The following is a 16,492-nucleotide window of genomic DNA, read 5'->3' on the forward strand; positions in this document are numbered from 1 at the left end:
CGAGTAGAGAGACCACCCATGCCCATATCCGCTGTACTGCGCCGCCCGGCGGCAGCCCTCACGGCGCTGCTGCTGACCGCCCCGCTCGCCGTCGCCGCCACCCTGGCCGCGCCGGGTACCGCGCACGCGGCCGTCGGCACCGGCCACCTGTACGTGGCCAACTCCGGCACCGACGACGTCTCCGTGGTGGACACCGCCACCGGCACGGTTGCCGCCACCGTGCCGGTCGGCGACGCCCCGCGCGGCGTGGCGGCCGCCCCCGACGGCGGCCGGGTCTACGTCGCCGACAGCGGCTCGGACGCGGTCTCGGTGATCTCCACCGCGAGCAACACGGTGACCGCCACCGTCCCGGTCGGCGACGGGCCCAACGGACTGGCCGTCAGCCCCGACGGCTCCCGGGTCTACGTGGCCGACTTCAACGCCAACACCGTCTCGGTGATCGACACCGCCAGCAACACCGTGGCGGTCACCGTCCCGGTCGGCTCCCAGCCGTTCAACCTGGCGGTCACGCCCGACGGTTCGCGGGTCTACGTGGCGGACTCCGACTCCAACACCGTCTCGGTGATCGACACCGCCAGTGCCACGGTGACCGCCACCATCCCGGTGGCCCAGTTCCCGGAGGCCGTCGCGGTCAGCCCCGACGGCAGCAAGGTTTACGTCGGCGGCTACAGCAGCGCCACCCTCAACACCATCGACACCGCCACCAACACCGTGGTCGCGGCCCTGTCGGTCGGCGCGGGCACCAACGCGGCGGTGGTCTCACCGGACGGCGGCAGCCTCTACCTCGGCAGCTTCAACGCCGCCGCCAACCTGACCGTGGTGGACACCTCCACCCAGACCGTCAGCGGCAGCCTGGCGGCCGGCAAGGTGCGCGGCGTCGCGCTGGACCCGAGCGGCGCCACCCTCTACGCCACCGACTTCCCGGGCGACCGGGTCTCCGTGGTCGACACCGCCACCCGCACCCTGACCGCCGTCGTCCCGGTCGGCACCGACCCGTACGGCCTGGCCTTCGTCCGCCCGCAGGCCCCGGTGCCCGCCCCCGTGGTCTCCGGCATCAGCCCGTCGAGCGGCCCGGCCGCCGGCGGCACCGTGGTCACCGTCGACGGCACCGGCCTGTCGGGTGCGAGTTCGGTCAAGTTCGGCTCCACCGAGGCCAGTTCGTTCAGCGTCGCGACCGACAACCGGCTGACCGCGGTCGCCCCGGCGGGCACCGGGACGGTCGACCTCACCGTCACCACCCCGGGCGGCAGCAGCGCCACCTCGGCGGCCGACCGCTTCACCTACACCGTGGTCACCGACCCGGGCACCCCGCACTCCACCGCGCTGAGCGCCGCACCCACCCTGTTCTCGGTCGGCGCGGGCGGCCTGACCGTCGGCCTGACCCTCTCCGCCACCCTGACCGACACCACCGCCCACCTCCCGGCGGCCGGACAGACCGTCAGGTTCACCGTCGGCAGCGCCACCGTCTGCACCGCCGTCACCAACGCCCACGGCACCGCCACCTGCAGCGGCCTGGTCCCGCTGCTCACCGTGGTCCTCTCCGGTGGCTACCAGGCCTCCTTCGCCGGCACCCCGGCCCTGAAGCCCGCCACCGCCCGGGCCGGCCTGATCCGGCTCGGCTGACTCCCACCGCTCCGCGCCGGCCGAGTCCCCACCGGGGGCTCGGCCGGACCCGTTCCAGGGAACGGTCGCGGGCGGAGAAAGTCGTTGACGGGCACCTCGTCCCCCCCTAGTGTCATTTCACATGACACATTTCACGTGTCACTCCGTTACACCCTTGGGGGGAGGTGTAGGCAGATGAGCAGGGGACGCGCAGCACGCGTCGCCGGGGATGACCTGGCGACCGCGGTCGAGGAGTCCGAGCTGGTCAAGGGCGTCGAGCACGGCACCGACACGTCGGCGGCCGACGAGGCGCTGTTGAACAGCATTCTGGAGCGCCACCGCGACCGCGTCGTGACCGCTGGTGGTTCGGGCCCGCCCGGATACCCGTAAACCGTCACGGCGGATGGAACCAGTAGGACCAAGGGGGGAGTTGAAAGGTGTCCGAGCTTCCGGACCTCCGGCGGGTGAACCGGATCTCGTTGCAGGTCAACGAGGTCTGCGACTCGCGCTGCCGGCTGTGCGACTACTGGCGTCTGGCAGCGCCGAAGTCCATGCCGGCCGAGGTGTTCCACGAGCTGGTGCTGCCGACTCTCCACGGGCTCTCCCCGCTCGAGAACATCTGCATCACGGGCGGGGAGCCCACCTTGCACCCGGAACTGCCGGGCATGGTCGAGGAGTTGGCGCCGCTCAGCCGTACGCTGACGCTCATCACCAGCACCAGCGGCCTGGCCCCGGTGTACCAGCGGCTGGCGCCGCTGATCACGATGTACATGGTCTCGGTGGACGGGGCGGACGCCGCCACCTACCGCAAGACCCGCGGGATCGACCTGTTCGACTCCGCCTTCGCCTGGATCCGCAGGCTGCGCGAGGAGACGGCGGCCACCGTCTCGGTCAGCTTCGTGATCCAGCGCGAGAACCACGACCAGCTGGAGGCGCTGGCCGAGGCCTCCTTCGCCGCCGGGGCCCATCTGGTCTTCCTCCGGGTGCCCTCGCTCACCGACGAGGCCTTCGGCCGAGGCGGCGCGCTGCCGCTGCGTACGGCCCGGGCCGGTGGGCTGACGGACGCCCAGATCGAGGTGGTGACCCGCCAGCTGGCCGCCGTCGCCGCCACCTACACCCGGGAGCAGATCCCGAACGTGCTGGACTACGGGCGCTTCGTCCGGAACCTGCGCGGGGAGCACCCGGCCGCCGGGCTGACCTGTGACGTGCCGTTCACCAGCATGGTGATCGACCCGCAGGGCCACTACCTGCCCTGCTTCTACCTGCCCTTCCGGGCCGACCTGCGGGACCGGGTCGCCGCCGAGGCGCTCCGGGCGGAGGTCCAGGACTCGGTCCGGACCGACGCCGGATTCCGGGCCCGGCACTGTGACGGCTGCCAGCAGTACGTCGAACGCAAATGGGAGAGTCGAGAGTTGGACGCCGAGTTCCACCGCCAGGCCCTGCTGGCGGCGCTGTGATGCCCCCGGTCGGCTCCGCGGCCGAACCCATGGACGAGACCGACGTCGAGACAGCTGCCGAGACCGCCGCCGAGACCGCCACGGGCGGGCCGGTGAGGACCGGCCGGGTGGCGCTGGTGTCGATGCCGTGGAACATCGAGACCTTCACCTCGCTCCAGATCGCCACCCTGAAGGGTCACCTGGTCCGCCAGGGCATCCCCACCACCAGCCGGCACTACCACAAGGACCTGCTGGACTACCTGGGCCCGGACGAGCGGCACCACGTCCACGAGTACGGCTACGGCGAGCACCTGTTCGGTGCCCTCTACTACCCGGACCGCCGTGCCGACTTCACCGCCGCGATCAACCGTCGCTTCGACACCCCCGACCTCACGCCGGTGCTGGACACCCTGGACCGGTTCTGCGAGGACGTGGTGCGGGACCTGCTGGCCACCGGCGCGCAGCTGGTCGGCTTCACCACCACCCACGTCCAGGTGATGTCCAGCATCTACATCGCCAGGCGGCTCAAGGAGGAGCGCCCGGGGATCAAGGTGGTGCTCGGCGGTCTCGCACTGTTCGAGCAGTTCTCGGAGAGCCTGGTCCGGCTCTACCCGGAGATCGACTTCATCGTGAACGGTGAGGGCGAGAAGGCCCTGCACCGGCTCGCCGTGGCCGTGCTGGCCGGTGAGGACGACGGGTTCGAGCGGATCGGCGGGCTCACCTGGCGGACGCCGGACGGCACCGCACACAGCAGTCCCAAGCCCGCCGAGCTGGTGACCCTGGCGGACTCGCCCGCCCCGGACCTGGACGACTACCTGACGATCCATCTGGCCGCCGAGCGCCGCGAGATCCCGCAGCCCAAGGTCTGCGTGGAGTCCGCCCGGGCGTGCAGCTGGGGCAAGTGCACCTTCTGCATCGAGAGCATCTCCAGCCGGGGCCCGTACCGCAGCCGCCCCGCCGGCGAGGTGGTGGACCAGATCGAGCGGTTGGTGGCCGACGCCAAGAGCGTCGACATCGCCTTCACCGATCCGGACATGTCCTCGCGGCGGGACGTCTTCGAGGAGGTGGTCGCCCGCGGGCTCGACCTTCGGATCGACGCCGAGGTCTCCGGACTGGTCGACCTGCCGACCCTGATCGCGATGAAGCGGGCCGGGCTCTCCACCCTGCAGATCGGCATCGAGTCCTTCGCCCCGGAGAACCTCAGACGATTCCTGAAGGGTGTCCAGCTCATCCACTACGTCGAACTGATGCGCTGGTGCTCCCAGTTGGACCTCTCACTGGTCTACAACATCATCGTCGGAGCCCCGTTCGACACCCAGCAGGACGTCGACATCGCGGTCGCCAACATGCGCAAGCTCTTCCCGCTGGCCCCACCGGTGATCAGTGAGTTCGTGGTCAGCCTGGGCAGCCCGATCTTCAACGACCTCGACTCCTACGGCATCGCCTCGCTCTCCCCGCTGCCGGAGACCGCCTGCTACCCGGAGGAGGTGCGGCAGGCCGTCGGCCCGCTGCTCTCCTTCCACGCGGGCTACGCCTTCGAGACCAAGGGGGACCGGGCCCCGCTCGACCACTCCGCGCTGATCGCCACCGTGGACGAGTGGTGGAAGCTGCGGGACGCCGGGTACCGGACGACCGCCTACCGGGGCCGGGGCTTCGTCGACGTCGAGTACGTGGTCGGCAAGGCCAACCGGCACGTGGAGGTGGTCGACCCGGCCGAGGTCGCCCTGCTCAACGCCGTCGCGGTGGAGGCCAAGAGCCTGCGCACGCTGACCCGGGAGACCGGCCGGCCGGAGGCCGAACTCCGCTACGCGGCCGACGCCCTGGGCGAGGCCGGACTGCTCTTCGAGAGCGACCGCAAGCTGCTGGCCCTGCCGGTCTTCGAGCGGATCGATCTGCGGGAGCACCGGCCGGCCCGGGAGCAGCGCCTGGACCTGCCCTGGCTGCGCGCGGACGAGAGCCGCCGCGCCCTCGACCTGGTGGCCCGGTGAGCCTGGGCGCGCTGCTGCGCCAGCGCTCCGCCGCCCTGTTCTTCGGCTCCGACCTGCTCGGCGCCGCTGCCCGCTACCTGCTCACCCTGGCCCTGGCGGTCTGGGTGCAGCAGGACACCGGCTCGGCCGGGCTGGCCGGGCTCACCATGCTGTTCGTGACGGCCGGCGGCCTGACCTCCCCGCTCACCGGGGCCCTGGTGGACCGGCTGCCCACCCGCTGGGCGCTGGTGCTGCCGCTGGGCGCCACCGCAGCGGTGCTGACCACCCTTCAGCTCGGCGACGGCCGCCCGGTGCTGCCGCTGCTCTACGCGGTCGGCTTCCTGTACGGCGCGCTCGGCGCGATGGCGGACACCGCGCAGTCGGTCGGCATCACCCAGCTCTTCGAGGACGACGCCCTCGTACAGGTCAACGCGCTGCACCAGACGCTCAGCCGGGGCCTGCGGGTGGTCATGCCGCTGGCCGGGGTCGGGATGTACGCGGCCTCCGGGATCGGGCTCACCGTGACGGCGGTCTGCCTGCTCCACCTGGCCGCCGCGGCCCTGGTGCTGCTGCTTCCGCTGGCCCCCGCCGCCGCCGAGTCGGAGCCGTTCTCGCTGCGCGCGCTGGGCCGGGACGTCCGGCGCGGACAGGCCGTGATCCACGGCGACGGCCTGCTGCGGGTGGTGGTCTACGCGGCGGCCGGTTCGCTCTTCTTCCTGAACTTCTTCGAGTCGGTCGGCCTGGCCATGGTCACCCAGGGGCTCGGCCGGTCGGCCACCTACCTGGCCTTCCTCATCACCCTCCAGGGCTTCGCGACCATCGTCTCGGGCACCCTGCTGGCCCGCTTCGGCAAGGGCGTCGGGCTCGGACGGCTGATGCTCGCCGGCCTGGCCTGTTTCGCGCTCTCCGCACTGCTCCAGGGCACCGGGGTGCTGCCGTTGGTGGTGACGGCGATGCTGGTGGCCGGCGCCGGGCTGCCGATGTGCATCGTCGCGATGGTGACGACCGTTCAGTCCAGGGCTCCGCGCGAGCAGTTGGGCCGGGTGCACGGGGCGATGCAGTTCGTGATCGGGGTGCCGCAGGGCATCGGGGTGGCGCTCGGCGCCTGGCTGGTCACCGTCACCGACTACCGGATCGCCTGCGGGGTGATCTGCGCCGGGCTGCTGGTCACCGCGCTGGCCCTGGCCGCCGCCCGATCCCGCCCGCTCTCGGCCGCGGCCTGGCGAGCCGGGGGGCCGGTGGAGGAGCCGGCGGAGGCCGCTCGATGACCGCTGCGGCGGCGTACGCGGAGGACTGCGTGTTCTGCGCGATCCGCGCGGGCCGCGGCCCGGCCACCGTGGTGCTGGACGCCCCGGAAGCGCTGGTGGTGATGGACGTCGCCCCGTCCGCGCCGGGCCAGCTGGTACTGGTGCCGGACGGTGGCGAGCAGGGGGTGGCCGAGGCCGCCCGGCTGCTGCCGCGCTGTGTCCGGGCCCTGGAGGCGGCCGGGTTCGCCGAGCGGGCGGTGCACGCCGTCGTCCGCTGGGACCTGGAGCACCCGGACCACCCGCACCCGGTGATCACCGTGGTGCCGGGGCCGCACGGCCTGCGGCCCAACCCGCTGGGCGGGTACGTCACCCGGGCCCGGCTGGAGGAGGACGCCCGCCTGATCGTCCGGGCGTTCGGCGCCGACGGGGGCCCGGTCAGTCCTCCAGGGTGAGCCGGTCGCCGATCCGGAGGCGGCCTGGGTGGGCGACGGTGGCCAGGGCGTCCAGGCGACCGTCGTGGGCGTGGTCGATGGTCTTGAGGATCTCCGGCGCGTGCGGCAGGCCGGGCTGGGCGGTGCCGGACATGACGCACCGTTCGCTGGAGCGGACGAAGGCCAGCACCAGCCCGGTGGGGGCGGCCGCGCTGCGGCCGAACCAGGTGTCCTCGGTGAACGGGGCGGTGCCCGGCGGGGTGCGCAGCAGCACGTTCGGCCGGAACCGGCGTTCGTCCACGGCGGTCTCCGGGAGCTCGGCGCGCAGCCAGTCCAGGGTCGCGGTGGTCAGCACGCTCACCGGCAGCTGGTCGAAGTGCGAGACGGTGTCCTCCCGGGCCAGCTCGACGTCCTCGCGCTGGAGGTAGGCGCGCAGGAAGGCGTCCGGATCGGGGACGGGCTTGCCCAGCGGGTCGAGCAGTTCGGGGGCGGTCAGCCGGGTGCCGAGCCGCGAGCCCAGCCGCAGCAGCCCGTCCATCCGGCGGAACCTCCGGGTGGACTTCCCGGAGCCGAGCTTCCCGGCCCCGTCCCGGACGGCGTACAGCCGGTCGCCCGCCAGTCCGCGCTCGTCCACCTCCACGGAGTCGAGCCGCTCGCCCCCGGTCGACTTGACCGGGTAGCGCCACAGCCGCTCGATCACGCCGATGATCTCTGCCATGACGAGAGCGTAGCGGCGGCACCGGAAGTTGGTCTAGACCATGACAGCCCGACCGGCCGGGTACCGTCGGGTCGCCCGCGCTCAGCCCAGGCGGGCCACCGCCCGGACCGGGGCGCCGTCGGCGGCGGTGAGGCGGATCGGGAAGAAGGAGACCGCCACCGGGAGGCCGGCGTCCCGGGCCTCCAGCAGCGGGGTGAGGTCGGTCAGGTTCTCGCAGACCACCGCCCCGCCGGGGGCTCCGAGCAGCGCGCGGTGGGCGGCCAGCGATCCGGGCTCCGGCGCCGGGTCGTGCTCGTCGGCGAGGGCGTCCAGCAGGGCCGCCACCGCCGGGTCGGCCGGGGCCGGTTCCGGGGTGAGGTCGATGCTCAGCGCGTCCACCCCGACCGAGCGGATCCCGGCGGCGACCACCGCCCCGGCGGCCTCCGGGGTGAGGTAGGGGTGCGCCAGGTAGTGGTCGGTGCCCCAGTGCCGGGCCCAGCCGGTGACCAGGAGGAGCACGCTCCCCTCCGCCGCCCCGGCCAGGGCCGGGGCCAGCTGAGCGGCCGTCACCGCGCTGCGCGGCTCCAGCCCGCGCAGGTCGGCCAGCACCGCCGGGCCGGTGAACAGGGCCAGCGGCAGCCCGTCCAGGGTCGGCCAGGTGACGTCCACGTGGTACGGCGCGTCCACGTGCGTCCCGGACTGCGAACCGAGGTGCAGCGCCAGCACGTTGACCCCGTCGGCGGCGGTGGTCAGGGCGGGCCGCACCACCACCTCCGGATCCCCGGGGTAGACCGGCATGCCGGTGGTGACCGGATGGGTGAGGTCGATCAGCGTCGCCGTCATGCCCACCATCCTGGCCCATGGGCGCCGCCCGGGGCGGAGCCGCGCCCTCCCGGATCCCTTGCCCGGCGATCGGGCGGTCGGTAGGTTACCGGGCGAGCCGGACGGGGGTGCGAGCCCCGAATGGTTCGTCAACACCCCTGTGGTGCAGGGCTGTTCGGCTCCAGGCATCCCTCCCGGTCGTCCGCCCGGCACGCGGCGCACTCCAGTCGAGTCACGGGGCGGTGCCTCCCGCCGCCCGGAGGGACGTCCGGTGAAGACCGAAGCCACCACCCAGCGGGTCAGCTGCACCGGGGCCCGCAGCGGCGAGGGCCCCGTCACCTGGGGCCAGTACGCGATCTGGCACGCGCTCCGGGCGATCCGCCCCGGCGACCACGCCTACAACGTCCCGATGGACGGCCCGGTCTCCCCGCCGCTGCCGCTGGAGACGGTCCGTCAGGCCCTCGGCGGGCTGCTGTACGTCCACGACGCCCTCCGCACCCGGGTGGTGGAGACCCCCGGCGGCGAGCTGCGCCAGCAGCTGGACGGTGAGGGTGGCGCCCCGCTGCACCTGAGAGCGGGCACCGCGGAGACCGCCGCCGGGATCGGCGCCGAGCTGCGGCAGGAGCTCTGGGGCCGGGCCTTCGACTACGCGGGCGAGTGGCAGGCCCGGTTCGGCGTGGTCGTGGAGGACGGGCTGGTGCACCACCTGGCCGCCGTCTTCTCGCACACCGCCGCCGACGCCTGGGGCCTGCCCCGGCTGATGGAGGACCTGGTCGCGCTCGCCACCGGGGCGAGCCGCGAACAGGTCCGGGAGGCCTCCGCCGCCGAACTCCAGCCGCTGGAACAGGCCGCCGAGCAGCGCTCCGCCCGCGGGCAGCGGCTCGACGCGGCCGCCCGCCGGCACTGGCGCACCGCCGCCGCCGGAGCCCGTGCCCCGAAGGACCCGGCCGCGCTCACCCCCGCCCCCGAGGACCCGCCCTACCGCCGCGCCCACCTGCTCTCCCCGGCCCTGCCGCAGGCCCTGGCGCGGCTCTGCCCGGCCGTCCGGGCCACCCCGCCCACCGTGCTGCTCGCCGCCACCGCGCTGACCGTGGCCGAGTGGGCCGGCACCGGCCGCTGCGGCCTCCAACTGATGGTCAACAACCGCTTCCACAACGGCCTGGCCCGCGCCACCGGTCCGCTCGCGATGGAGGGCTACCTCGCCATCGACACCGAGGGCGCCGACTTCGCCGAACTCCTCGGCCGCACCAAGCGCGCCTCGCTGGCCACCTACCGCAGCGCCTACTACGACAAGAGCGCCCTGGAGGCCGAGCTCGCCCCGTACGCCGAGGATCCGGGCGTGGTCTTCGAGCGCTCCTGCTGGTACAACGACCAGCGCGTCGCTCCCCTCCCCGCCCCGGACCCCTCCTGGGACCCGTCCGCCGCCCCAGCCGCCACCCTCACCTGGCAGCCCGCCACCGACCACGGCGGCCGGGTCAGCTACGTCCTGCACATGGCCGACCAGCCGGGCGGCCTGGAGATCGCGATGACCGCCGACTCCCGCCTGTTCGCCCCGGCCGAGGTGGAGCGCCTGCTGCGCGGCATCGAGCGGACGGTGATCGCCGAGGCCGCCGCGCTGTGACCCTCCTGACGTACCCTCACCCCACACGAACGGACGTGCGGTGGGGGGAGACATGGGGATGACGGCCGAGCCGGTACCGACGGGCGAGGGAGGGCCGGGAGTGACGGCGCGTCGGAAGACGGTGCGGGCCCTGCTGGGGGCGGTCGGGCTGATGGTGGTGGCCCAGGTGATCGGGAGCATCGCCACCCACCGGGGCGGGCTGGTGCTGATCCAGGAGCTGGACCGGCCGGTGGACTGGGTGGTCGCGGCGGTGGTCGTGCTGACGGCCGCGGCGATGGTCTGCCTGCGGGACGACGGGGCCAGGGCGACGGTGCTGGTGGCCGTCATCGGGCTGGCCTTCTTCAGCATTCCGGCGTACCAGTTCACCCGCTCCGACTGGAAGCCGACGGAGCGTCACGCGGCGCCCGCCCGCGCCGACCGCCAGTTGGTGGTGGAGGAGGGCCGCGACCTGATCGACCCGCTCTGGATGGTCTACCTGGAGCAGGGCAGCGGCCTCGCCGAACGTCGCTGGCACCTCGGCCGGTTCAACGGCGACTCGGACGACGGCGCCCTGCTGGAGGCCGCCTGGGACGGCCCGGACCGGATCCGGATCCGGACCGGGGACGGCAGGGTCCAGCTGATCGAGCTGGCCCCGGACGGTTCGCCCCGCAGCCGCGCGGAGTGAAGCGCCGACAACGCCGGGCGGGCCGCGCCGGCGGCCGAGGTGTTCGCGGAGCTGCCGAACGAGTGGCCGCCCCGGTACCAGGGCGAGCCGGACACCGCCCGGCTGCACTGGCTGGGCCATCCGGCCCTGCGCGCGGTGGACCTCAGGCTGGCCCCGGACCTGAGCACGGTGGTGGCCACCCGGCTCCGGTGAGCGGCCGGCGCCGGGCTCTAAGGTGCCCGGTATGAGCACAGATCAGCAGAACGTCCGCCGGCCCTGGGTGGTCGGGGTGTCCGGAGCGTCCGGGACGCCGTACGCCGCCTCCGTGATCCGGGCGCTGCTGGGGGCGGGGGAGGCCGTGGACCTGGTGGTGAGCCGGGCGGCGCGGCTCACCATCCTGGACGAGACCGGCATCGCCTTCCGGGACGCGCACTGGCGGGACGACCTGGCCGCGTGGCTGGGGAGCGGGGACCTCGACGGCGTCCGCTACTGGCCGGCGGGCGACTTCGCGGCCGGCCCGTCCAGCGGCTCGTACCCGGCCAAGGGGATGCTGGTGGTGCCGGCCACCACCGGGGCGGTGGCCGGGATCGCGCTCGGCCTGAGCAAGGACCTGCTCCAGCGGGCCGCCAGCGTCACCCTCAAGGAGCGCCGCCCGCTGGTGGTCTGCCTGCGCGAGACCCCGCTCAGCGGGGTGACGCTCCGGCACCTGGTGGAGCTGGACGCCCAGGGCGCCGTCGTGCTGCCGGCCTCACCGGGCTTCTACGCGGGCGGGTCGACCGCCCGCGAGCTGGTCGATTTCGTCGCCGGGCGGGTGCTGGACGCGGTCGGTGTGCCGCACGCGCTCTACCGGCGTTGGGAGGGAGAGTTGGGCGAGGGTGGGAAGGTCGGGTGAGCGGGCGCCCGATGGGAAGGTATGTTCTCTGAGATATCCGGGTCGATCTGAGCATGTCGCCTTTGAAACCGGATAATGATCTGTGGGTCTGGAGAGGTTCGGAAGGACGCGGGCGGATACATGGACACGGTGGACAGACAGCTCATCCAGGCCCTTCGGGAGAACGGCCGGGCCTCGTACGCCGAACTCGGCCGCCTGGTAGGCCTGTCCGGGCCGAGCGTCACGGACCGGATCAACCGGCTGGAGCAGGCCGGGGTGATCACCGGGTACCGGGCCACCGTCAACCCGGCCTCGCTGGGCTTCGGGGTGACCGCGCTGATCGGCCTCCAGCTGACCGACGCGGCCGACCACGAGGACGTGGCGCACCGGCTGAAGGACCTCGGCGAGGTCGAGGACTGCTGGTTCATCGCGGGTGACGACTCGTACATGCTGAAGGTCCGGGTCTCCGACGTGGAGGGCCTGGAGTCGGTGGTCAAGCGGCTCTCCGGCACCAAGGGGGTGGCCCGCACCAGGACCACCGTGGTGCTCTCCACCAAGTGGGAGAACCGGGTGAGCGAACTGCCTTTGGAATCGGGGGAGTAGAGCGATGGCACTGGTCGGCCTGGAGGAGCTGCGCGCCGCGCAGCAGCGCATCGAGGGAGTGGCGGTGCGCACGCCGTTGCTGCCCGCCCCGTGGGCGGAGGACGGCACGCGCCGGCTCTGGCTCAAGCCGGAGAGCCTCCAGCCGACCGGAGCGTTCAAGCTGCGCGGGGCGTACAACCGCCTCTCCGCGCTGAGCGAGGCGGAGAAGGCCCGCGGCGTGGTCGCCCAGTCCAGCGGCAACCACGCCCAGGCGGTGGCCTACGCCGCCCAACTGCTCGGCATCAAGGCCGTCATCGTGATGCCCGACGTCTCACCCGCCGTCAAGGTCGAGAACACCCGGGCCTTCGGCGCCGAGGTGATCCTGGTCGCCCCCGGCGAGCGGGACACCCTGCCCGCCGAGCTGGCGGAGCGTCACGGGTACGTCTGGGTGCCGCCGTACGACGACCCGTACATCATCGCGGGCCAGGGCACCGTCGGCCTGGAGATCGCCGAGGACGCCCCGGACGAGCTGGACACCGTGCTGGTGCCGGTCAGCGGCGGCGGCCTGATCAGCGGCACCGCCGCCGCGCTCAAGCTGGCCTGCCCGGGCGTACGGGTGATCGGCGTCGAGCCCGAGCTGGCCGCCGACGCCCAGGCCTCCTTCCGGGCCGGCGAGCGGCTGAGCTGGTCCACCGACCTCACCTACCGGACCATCGCCGACGGGCTGCGCACCCCGAGCGTCGGAGTGCTGCCCTTCGACCACATCCAGGCCTACGTGGACGACATCGTGACCGTCTCCGAGGAGGAGATCCGCTCCACCGTCGCCCTGCTGGCCCGCCGCGGCCGCCTGGTCGCCGAGCCCTCCGGAGCGGTCGCCCCGGCCGCCTACTTCCACCGTGCGGCCGAGCTCGACGGCCGGGTCTTCGCCGCCGTGGTCAGCGGCGGCAACGTCGACCCGGGGCTGCTGGCCGAGCTGCTCGCTCCATAGGCGTAGGCTCGTTCCCGGCTTGATAACCGAGGCACGAGGAGGCGGGGCACCGCATGGACGCAGGGCTCAAGCGCGAGCTGGAGGCGAAGGTCTACGCGGGTGAGCGGCTGACCCGCGAGGACGGCATCGCCCTCTACGAGAGCGACGACCTGGCCTGGCTCGGCGGTCTGGCGCACCACGTGCGGACGGTGAAGAACGGCGACGTCGTCCACTTCAACGTCAACCGCCACCTCAACATGACCAACGTCTGCTCCGCCTCCTGCGCGTACTGCTCGTTCCAGCGCAAGCCGGGCGAGAAGGACGCGTACACCATGCGGATCGAGGAGGCGGTGCGGCTCGCGAAGGCGATGGAGGTCGACTCGCTGACCGAGCTCCACATCGTCAACGGCCTGCACCCGACGCTGCCCTGGCGCTACTACCCGCGGAGCCTGCGCGAGCTCAAGGCCGCGCTGCCGAACGTCTCGCTGAAGGCCTTCACCGCCACCGAGATCCACTGGTTCGAGCGGATCAGCGGTCTGACGGCCAGTGAGATCCTGGACGAGCTGATCGACGCCGGCCTGGAGTCGCTCACCGGCGGCGGCGCGGAGATCTTCGACTGGGAGGTCCGCCAGCACATCGTCGACCACGAGACCCACTGGGAGGACTGGTCGCGGATCCACCGCCTGGCGCACGAGAAGGGCCTCAAGACCCCGTGCACCATGCTCTACGGCCACATCGAGGAGCCCCGGCACCGGGTCGACCACGTGCTGCGGCTGCGTGAGCTCCAGGACGAGACCGGCGGCTTCCAGGTCTTCATCCCGCTGCGGTACCAGCACGACTTCCACGACTCCAAGGACGGCGTGGTCCGCAACAAGCTGATGGCCCGTACGGAGATGGCCACCGGCGCCGAGGCGCTGAAGACCTTCGCGGTCTCCCGGCTGCTCTTCGACAACGTCCCGCACGTCAAGGTCTTCTGGGTGATGCACGGCGTCACCACCGCGCAGCTGGCGCTCAGCCACGGCGCCGACGACATGGACGGCTCGGTGGTCGAGTACAAGATCACCCACGACGCGGACAACTTCGGCACCCCGAACAAGCTGGGCCGCGACGACCTGCTCGACCTGATCCGCGACGCCGGCTTCCGCCCGGTGGAGCGCAACACCCGCTACGAGGTCATCCGCGAGTACGAGGGCCCCGACCTGAACCGCCGGGAGACCCCGCAGGCCATGCGCCTCTGATACGCGCGTCACACCGTCCCCCGGCAGGCAACCCGCACCGGGGGACGGTGCGTATCCCTCGGGGGCGTCTTGCGGGTCGGCGCGGATGAGACCGCGTCGTCGGTGCACGCACCTCGACGCCTTCTCGTCAGTCGCCGATGCTCCGCATGGACTCCCTCCTCGGCGGCGCCGATGCACGCACCCCGACGACGCGGTCTCATCCGCGCCGACCCGCAAGACGCCCCCGGCCGCGTATGCTCACAGGCTCACCACACGCCAAGGGTTCCGTTCCGGCCCGTGGCTTTGGAAGGATCGCCCCATGTCCGGTTCCCATCGCGCCAAACCTCGAGGCGGGGCAGCAGCCCCCACGACCCTGGAGGAGGGCGCGCGGCCGCGCGGACACCGGCGCAAGCCCAAGAAGAAGAGCCACGGCGGCAAGGCCGCGTTCGGCTCCACCGCCTTCCTGCTGGCCGCGGTCTCCGGCTGGTTCACCGTCGGGCCGGGCAACGCCGAGCCCCGGGTGACCGCCGCCGGGGTGCCGGACCGGCCGCTCCCTGACGGTGCGTCGACGGCCGCCCCGTCCGCCGACCCGGCGCAGGCCAAGGCCGACCAGCGGGCCGAGCAGCCCGCCGCCAACCGCTCCGACCGGGGCGACGGCACCTTCGACGCGATCCCCGGCATCGGCCCCAAGTTCGCCTCCCAGATCTCCGCCGACACCCGGCAGCTGGTGGTGGCCACCGGCAAGGCGGGCGACGCCACCGAGACCACCGTGGTGCTCTGGACCAGGACCGCCGACAACCGCTGGAAGCCCGGCGCCAGCTGGCAGGGCCACAACGCGGCCAAGGGCTGGACCACCGACAAGAAGCAGGGCGACCTGCGCAGCCCGGTCGGGGTCTTCGCCCTGACCGACGCCGGCGGCCGCAAGGCGGACCCGGGCTCCAAGCTGCCGTACGACCAGGACAAGGCCTTCGTGATCGGCGGCACCGGCTTCAACGGCGAGCAGCTGGCCGGCTCCTTCGACTACGTGGTGGCGATCAACTACAACCGGGTGCCCGGCACCTCCCCGCTCTCCACCAAGTACCCGATGGGCGTGGCCAAGGGCGGCGGCATCTGGCTGCACGTGGACCACGGCGGCCCGACCCACGGCTGCATCTCGCTGCCCGAGGCGCAGATGGTCGAACTCATCAAGGCGCTGGACCCGGCCGCCAAGCCGGCCATCGTGATGGCCGACGCGGCCACCATGGCCGCCTGACGGCACCCCGGGGCACCCCCGGACGGAGGCTTGATCCCGGGGGAGTTGTGCAGCCCCTACAGCTTCCGACCTCGTACGTTGTACCGGTGCGCGACCGGGCGACCCGCCGGTAACGCTGTTGAGTGGGTGGTATGACCGCCTCCCGCATCGTGGCGCTCGGCCACTACCAGCCGCCCAAGGTCCTCTCCAACGACGACCTGGCGACGCTGGTCGACACCGACGACGAGTGGATCCGCTCCCGGGTCGGGATCCGCACCCGCCACATCGCGGAGGACGAGACCCTCGTCGACCTCGCCACCGAGGCCGCCCAGAAGGCGCTGGCCAACAGCGGTCTGATGGCCGACCAGATCGACCTGGTGGTGGTCGCCACCTGCACCGCCACCGAGCGCAGCCCGTACACGGCCGCCGCGGTGGCCGCCCGCCTCGGCGTGAAGAGCCCGGCCGCGTACGACATCAACACTGTCTGCTCCGGCTTCTCCTACGCGCTGGCCACCGCCGACCACGCGATCCGGGCCGGCTCCGCCACCCGGGCGCTGGTGATCGGCGCCGAGCGGATGTCCGACACCATCGACTGGTCCGACCGCACCACCTGCGTGATCTTCGCGGACGGGGCCGGGGCCGCGGTGCTGGAGGCCGTCCCGGACGAGCGGGCGGGCGTCGGCCCGGTGCTCTGGGGATCGGAACCGGACAAGGGCGACGCGGTGGTCATCACCGGCTGGGACCCGACGATCAGTCAGCAGGGCCAGACCGTCTTCCGCTGGGCCACCACCCAGCTCGCCCCGCTGGCCCGGCAGGCCTGCGCCAAGGCCGGGCTGGAGCCGTCCGAGCTGCGCGGCTTCGTGGCCCACCAGGCCAACCTGCGGATCATCGACGCCATCGCCGCCAAGCTCGGCCTGGCCGAGGACGCGGTGGTGGCCCGGGACGTGGTCGAGTCCGGCAACACCTCGGCCGCCTCCATCCCGCTGGCGCTCTCCAAGCTGGTCGAGCGCGGCGAGCTGCGCAGCGGCGACCCGGTGCTGCTGTTCGGCTTCGGCGGCGGTCTGGCCTACGCCGGCCAGGTGGTCCGCTGCCCCTGACGCCCCCTCGGCGTCCACACCCCCCTGTACTCCCGGGACGCACCCCCGGGACGGCGAAGGA

Annotated in this window: 17 protein-coding genes; 15 read left to right on the plus strand and 2 right to left on the minus strand. The window is 73.0% G+C overall.

Going from position 1 to position 16,492, the window contains the following annotated elements; genetic code table 11:
* Nucleotides 1-18: 18 nt before the first annotated feature.
* The 6 genes from ACWEPF_RS11405 (at nucleotide 19) to ACWEPF_RS11430 (ending at nucleotide 6,704) form a co-directional block, all read left to right on the plus strand.
* Complete coding sequence (locus ACWEPF_RS11405) at nucleotides 19-1,623, plus strand: YVTN family beta-propeller repeat protein (protein ID WP_452172395.1); 1,605 nt, start codon at nucleotides 19-21, stop codon at nucleotides 1,621-1,623.
* A 174-nt stretch (nucleotides 1,624-1,797) separates the two neighbouring features.
* Nucleotides 1,798-1,992, plus strand: coding sequence for a hypothetical protein (locus tag ACWEPF_RS11410; RefSeq protein ID WP_452172396.1), 195 nt, complete (start codon nucleotides 1,798-1,800; stop codon nucleotides 1,990-1,992).
* Between the two features lie 47 nt (nucleotides 1,993-2,039).
* The gene (locus tag ACWEPF_RS11415; protein ID WP_452172397.1) at nucleotides 2,040-3,059 is read left to right on the plus strand and encodes a radical SAM protein; all 1,020 of its coding nucleotides are present in this window, start codon (nucleotides 2,040-2,042) and stop codon (nucleotides 3,057-3,059) included.
* 29 nt (nucleotides 3,060-3,088) lie between these two features.
* Complete coding sequence (locus tag ACWEPF_RS11420; RefSeq protein ID WP_452172398.1) at nucleotides 3,089-5,026, plus strand: radical SAM protein; 1,938 nt, start codon at nucleotides 3,089-3,091, stop codon at nucleotides 5,024-5,026.
* Entirely contained in the window at nucleotides 5,023-6,273 is a 1,251-nt protein-coding gene (locus ACWEPF_RS11425) for an MFS transporter (protein ID WP_452172399.1), read from the plus strand. The genes ACWEPF_RS11420 and ACWEPF_RS11425 overlap by 4 nt, the downstream gene beginning before the upstream one ends.
* The gene (locus ACWEPF_RS11430) at nucleotides 6,270-6,704 is read left to right on the plus strand and encodes an HIT family protein (protein WP_452172400.1); all 435 of its coding nucleotides are present in this window, start codon (nucleotides 6,270-6,272) and stop codon (nucleotides 6,702-6,704) included. The genes ACWEPF_RS11425 and ACWEPF_RS11430 overlap by 4 nt, the downstream gene beginning before the upstream one ends.
* Here ACWEPF_RS11430 and ACWEPF_RS11435 read toward each other — a convergent pair.
* Both ACWEPF_RS11435 and ACWEPF_RS11440 read right to left on the minus strand, forming a co-directional pair.
* Nucleotides 6,688-7,401: an MOSC domain-containing protein gene (locus tag ACWEPF_RS11435; protein ID WP_452172401.1), complete on the minus strand. Its 714-nt coding sequence runs from the start codon at nucleotides 7,399-7,401 to the stop codon at nucleotides 6,688-6,690. The two genes, ACWEPF_RS11430 and ACWEPF_RS11435, sit on opposite strands and share 17 nt — an antisense overlap.
* Before the next feature lie 81 nt (nucleotides 7,402-7,482).
* Nucleotides 7,483-8,223: a cyclase family protein gene (locus ACWEPF_RS11440; protein ID WP_452172402.1), complete on the minus strand. Its 741-nt coding sequence runs from the start codon at nucleotides 8,221-8,223 to the stop codon at nucleotides 7,483-7,485.
* Between the two features lie 250 nt (nucleotides 8,224-8,473).
* Between ACWEPF_RS11440 and ACWEPF_RS11445 the strand changes: the two genes are divergently transcribed.
* The 9 genes from ACWEPF_RS11445 (at nucleotide 8,474) to ACWEPF_RS11485 (ending at nucleotide 16,431) form a co-directional block, all read left to right on the plus strand.
* Complete coding sequence (locus ACWEPF_RS11445; RefSeq protein WP_452172403.1) at nucleotides 8,474-9,823, plus strand: condensation domain-containing protein; 1,350 nt, start codon at nucleotides 8,474-8,476, stop codon at nucleotides 9,821-9,823.
* A gap of 100 nt (nucleotides 9,824-9,923) precedes the next feature.
* Nucleotides 9,924-10,487 carry a hypothetical protein gene (locus ACWEPF_RS11450; RefSeq protein WP_452172404.1) on the plus strand — a complete coding sequence of 188 codons (564 nt, stop codon included), beginning with the start codon at nucleotides 9,924-9,926 and terminating at the stop codon, nucleotides 10,485-10,487.
* Between the two features lie 39 nt (nucleotides 10,488-10,526).
* Nucleotides 10,527-10,679 (plus strand): hypothetical protein, encoded by a 153-nt coding sequence (locus ACWEPF_RS11455; RefSeq protein ID WP_452172405.1) that lies wholly within the window; start codon nucleotides 10,527-10,529, stop codon nucleotides 10,677-10,679.
* A 31-nt stretch (nucleotides 10,680-10,710) separates the two neighbouring features.
* Nucleotides 10,711-11,358 (plus strand): UbiX family flavin prenyltransferase, encoded by a 648-nt coding sequence (locus ACWEPF_RS11460; RefSeq protein ID WP_345278902.1) that lies wholly within the window; start codon nucleotides 10,711-10,713, stop codon nucleotides 11,356-11,358.
* 120 nt (nucleotides 11,359-11,478) lie between these two features.
* Entirely contained in the window at nucleotides 11,479-11,940 is a 462-nt protein-coding gene (locus ACWEPF_RS11465) for an Lrp/AsnC family transcriptional regulator (RefSeq protein WP_110672680.1), read from the plus strand.
* A gap of 4 nt (nucleotides 11,941-11,944) precedes the next feature.
* Entirely contained in the window at nucleotides 11,945-12,907 is a 963-nt protein-coding gene (locus ACWEPF_RS11470; protein WP_452172406.1) for a threonine ammonia-lyase, read from the plus strand.
* A 53-nt stretch (nucleotides 12,908-12,960) separates the two neighbouring features.
* Complete coding sequence (gene mqnE, locus ACWEPF_RS11475; RefSeq protein ID WP_345278898.1) at nucleotides 12,961-14,124, plus strand: aminofutalosine synthase MqnE; 1,164 nt, start codon at nucleotides 12,961-12,963, stop codon at nucleotides 14,122-14,124.
* Nucleotides 14,125-14,422: 298 nt separating this feature from the next.
* Nucleotides 14,423-15,355 (plus strand): L,D-transpeptidase family protein, encoded by a 933-nt coding sequence (locus ACWEPF_RS11480; RefSeq protein WP_452172407.1) that lies wholly within the window; start codon nucleotides 14,423-14,425, stop codon nucleotides 15,353-15,355.
* Between the two features lie 131 nt (nucleotides 15,356-15,486).
* A complete protein-coding gene (locus ACWEPF_RS11485) occupies nucleotides 15,487-16,431 on the plus strand; it encodes a beta-ketoacyl-ACP synthase III (RefSeq protein ID WP_345278894.1) in 945 nt (314 codons plus the stop codon).
* Nucleotides 16,432-16,492: the final 61 nt, after the last annotated feature.

This window comes from Kitasatospora sp. NPDC004289 (genome assembly GCF_053602875.1).

Bases quoted from the DNA above. Each gene is read 5' to 3' on its own strand.
- ACWEPF_RS11410 (WP_452172396.1), top strand. From the start codon at position 1,798: ATGAGCAGGGGACGCGCAGCACGCGTCGCCGGGGATGACCTGGCGACC.
- mqnE (WP_345278898.1), top strand. From the start codon at position 12,961: ATGGACGCAGGGCTCAAGCGCGAGCTGGAGGCGAAGGTCTACGCGGGT.
- ACWEPF_RS11430 (WP_452172400.1), top strand. From the start codon at position 6,270: ATGACCGCTGCGGCGGCGTACGCGGAGGACTGCGTGTTCTGCGCGATC.
- ACWEPF_RS11405 (WP_452172395.1), top strand. From the start codon at position 19: ATGCCCATATCCGCTGTACTGCGCCGCCCGGCGGCAGCCCTCACGGCG.
- ACWEPF_RS11440 (WP_452172402.1), bottom strand. From the start codon at position 8,223: ATGACGGCGACGCTGATCGACCTCACCCATCCGGTCACCACCGGCATG.
- ACWEPF_RS11480 (WP_452172407.1), top strand. From the start codon at position 14,423: ATGTCCGGTTCCCATCGCGCCAAACCTCGAGGCGGGGCAGCAGCCCCC.
- ACWEPF_RS11420 (WP_452172398.1), top strand. From the start codon at position 3,089: ATGGACGAGACCGACGTCGAGACAGCTGCCGAGACCGCCGCCGAGACC.
- ACWEPF_RS11435 (WP_452172401.1), bottom strand. From the start codon at position 7,401: ATGGCAGAGATCATCGGCGTGATCGAGCGGCTGTGGCGCTACCCGGTC.
- ACWEPF_RS11470 (WP_452172406.1), top strand. From the start codon at position 11,945: ATGGCACTGGTCGGCCTGGAGGAGCTGCGCGCCGCGCAGCAGCGCATC.
- ACWEPF_RS11465 (WP_110672680.1), top strand. From the start codon at position 11,479: ATGGACACGGTGGACAGACAGCTCATCCAGGCCCTTCGGGAGAACGGC.
- ACWEPF_RS11460 (WP_345278902.1), top strand. From the start codon at position 10,711: ATGAGCACAGATCAGCAGAACGTCCGCCGGCCCTGGGTGGTCGGGGTG.
- ACWEPF_RS11485 (WP_345278894.1), top strand. From the start codon at position 15,487: ATGACCGCCTCCCGCATCGTGGCGCTCGGCCACTACCAGCCGCCCAAG.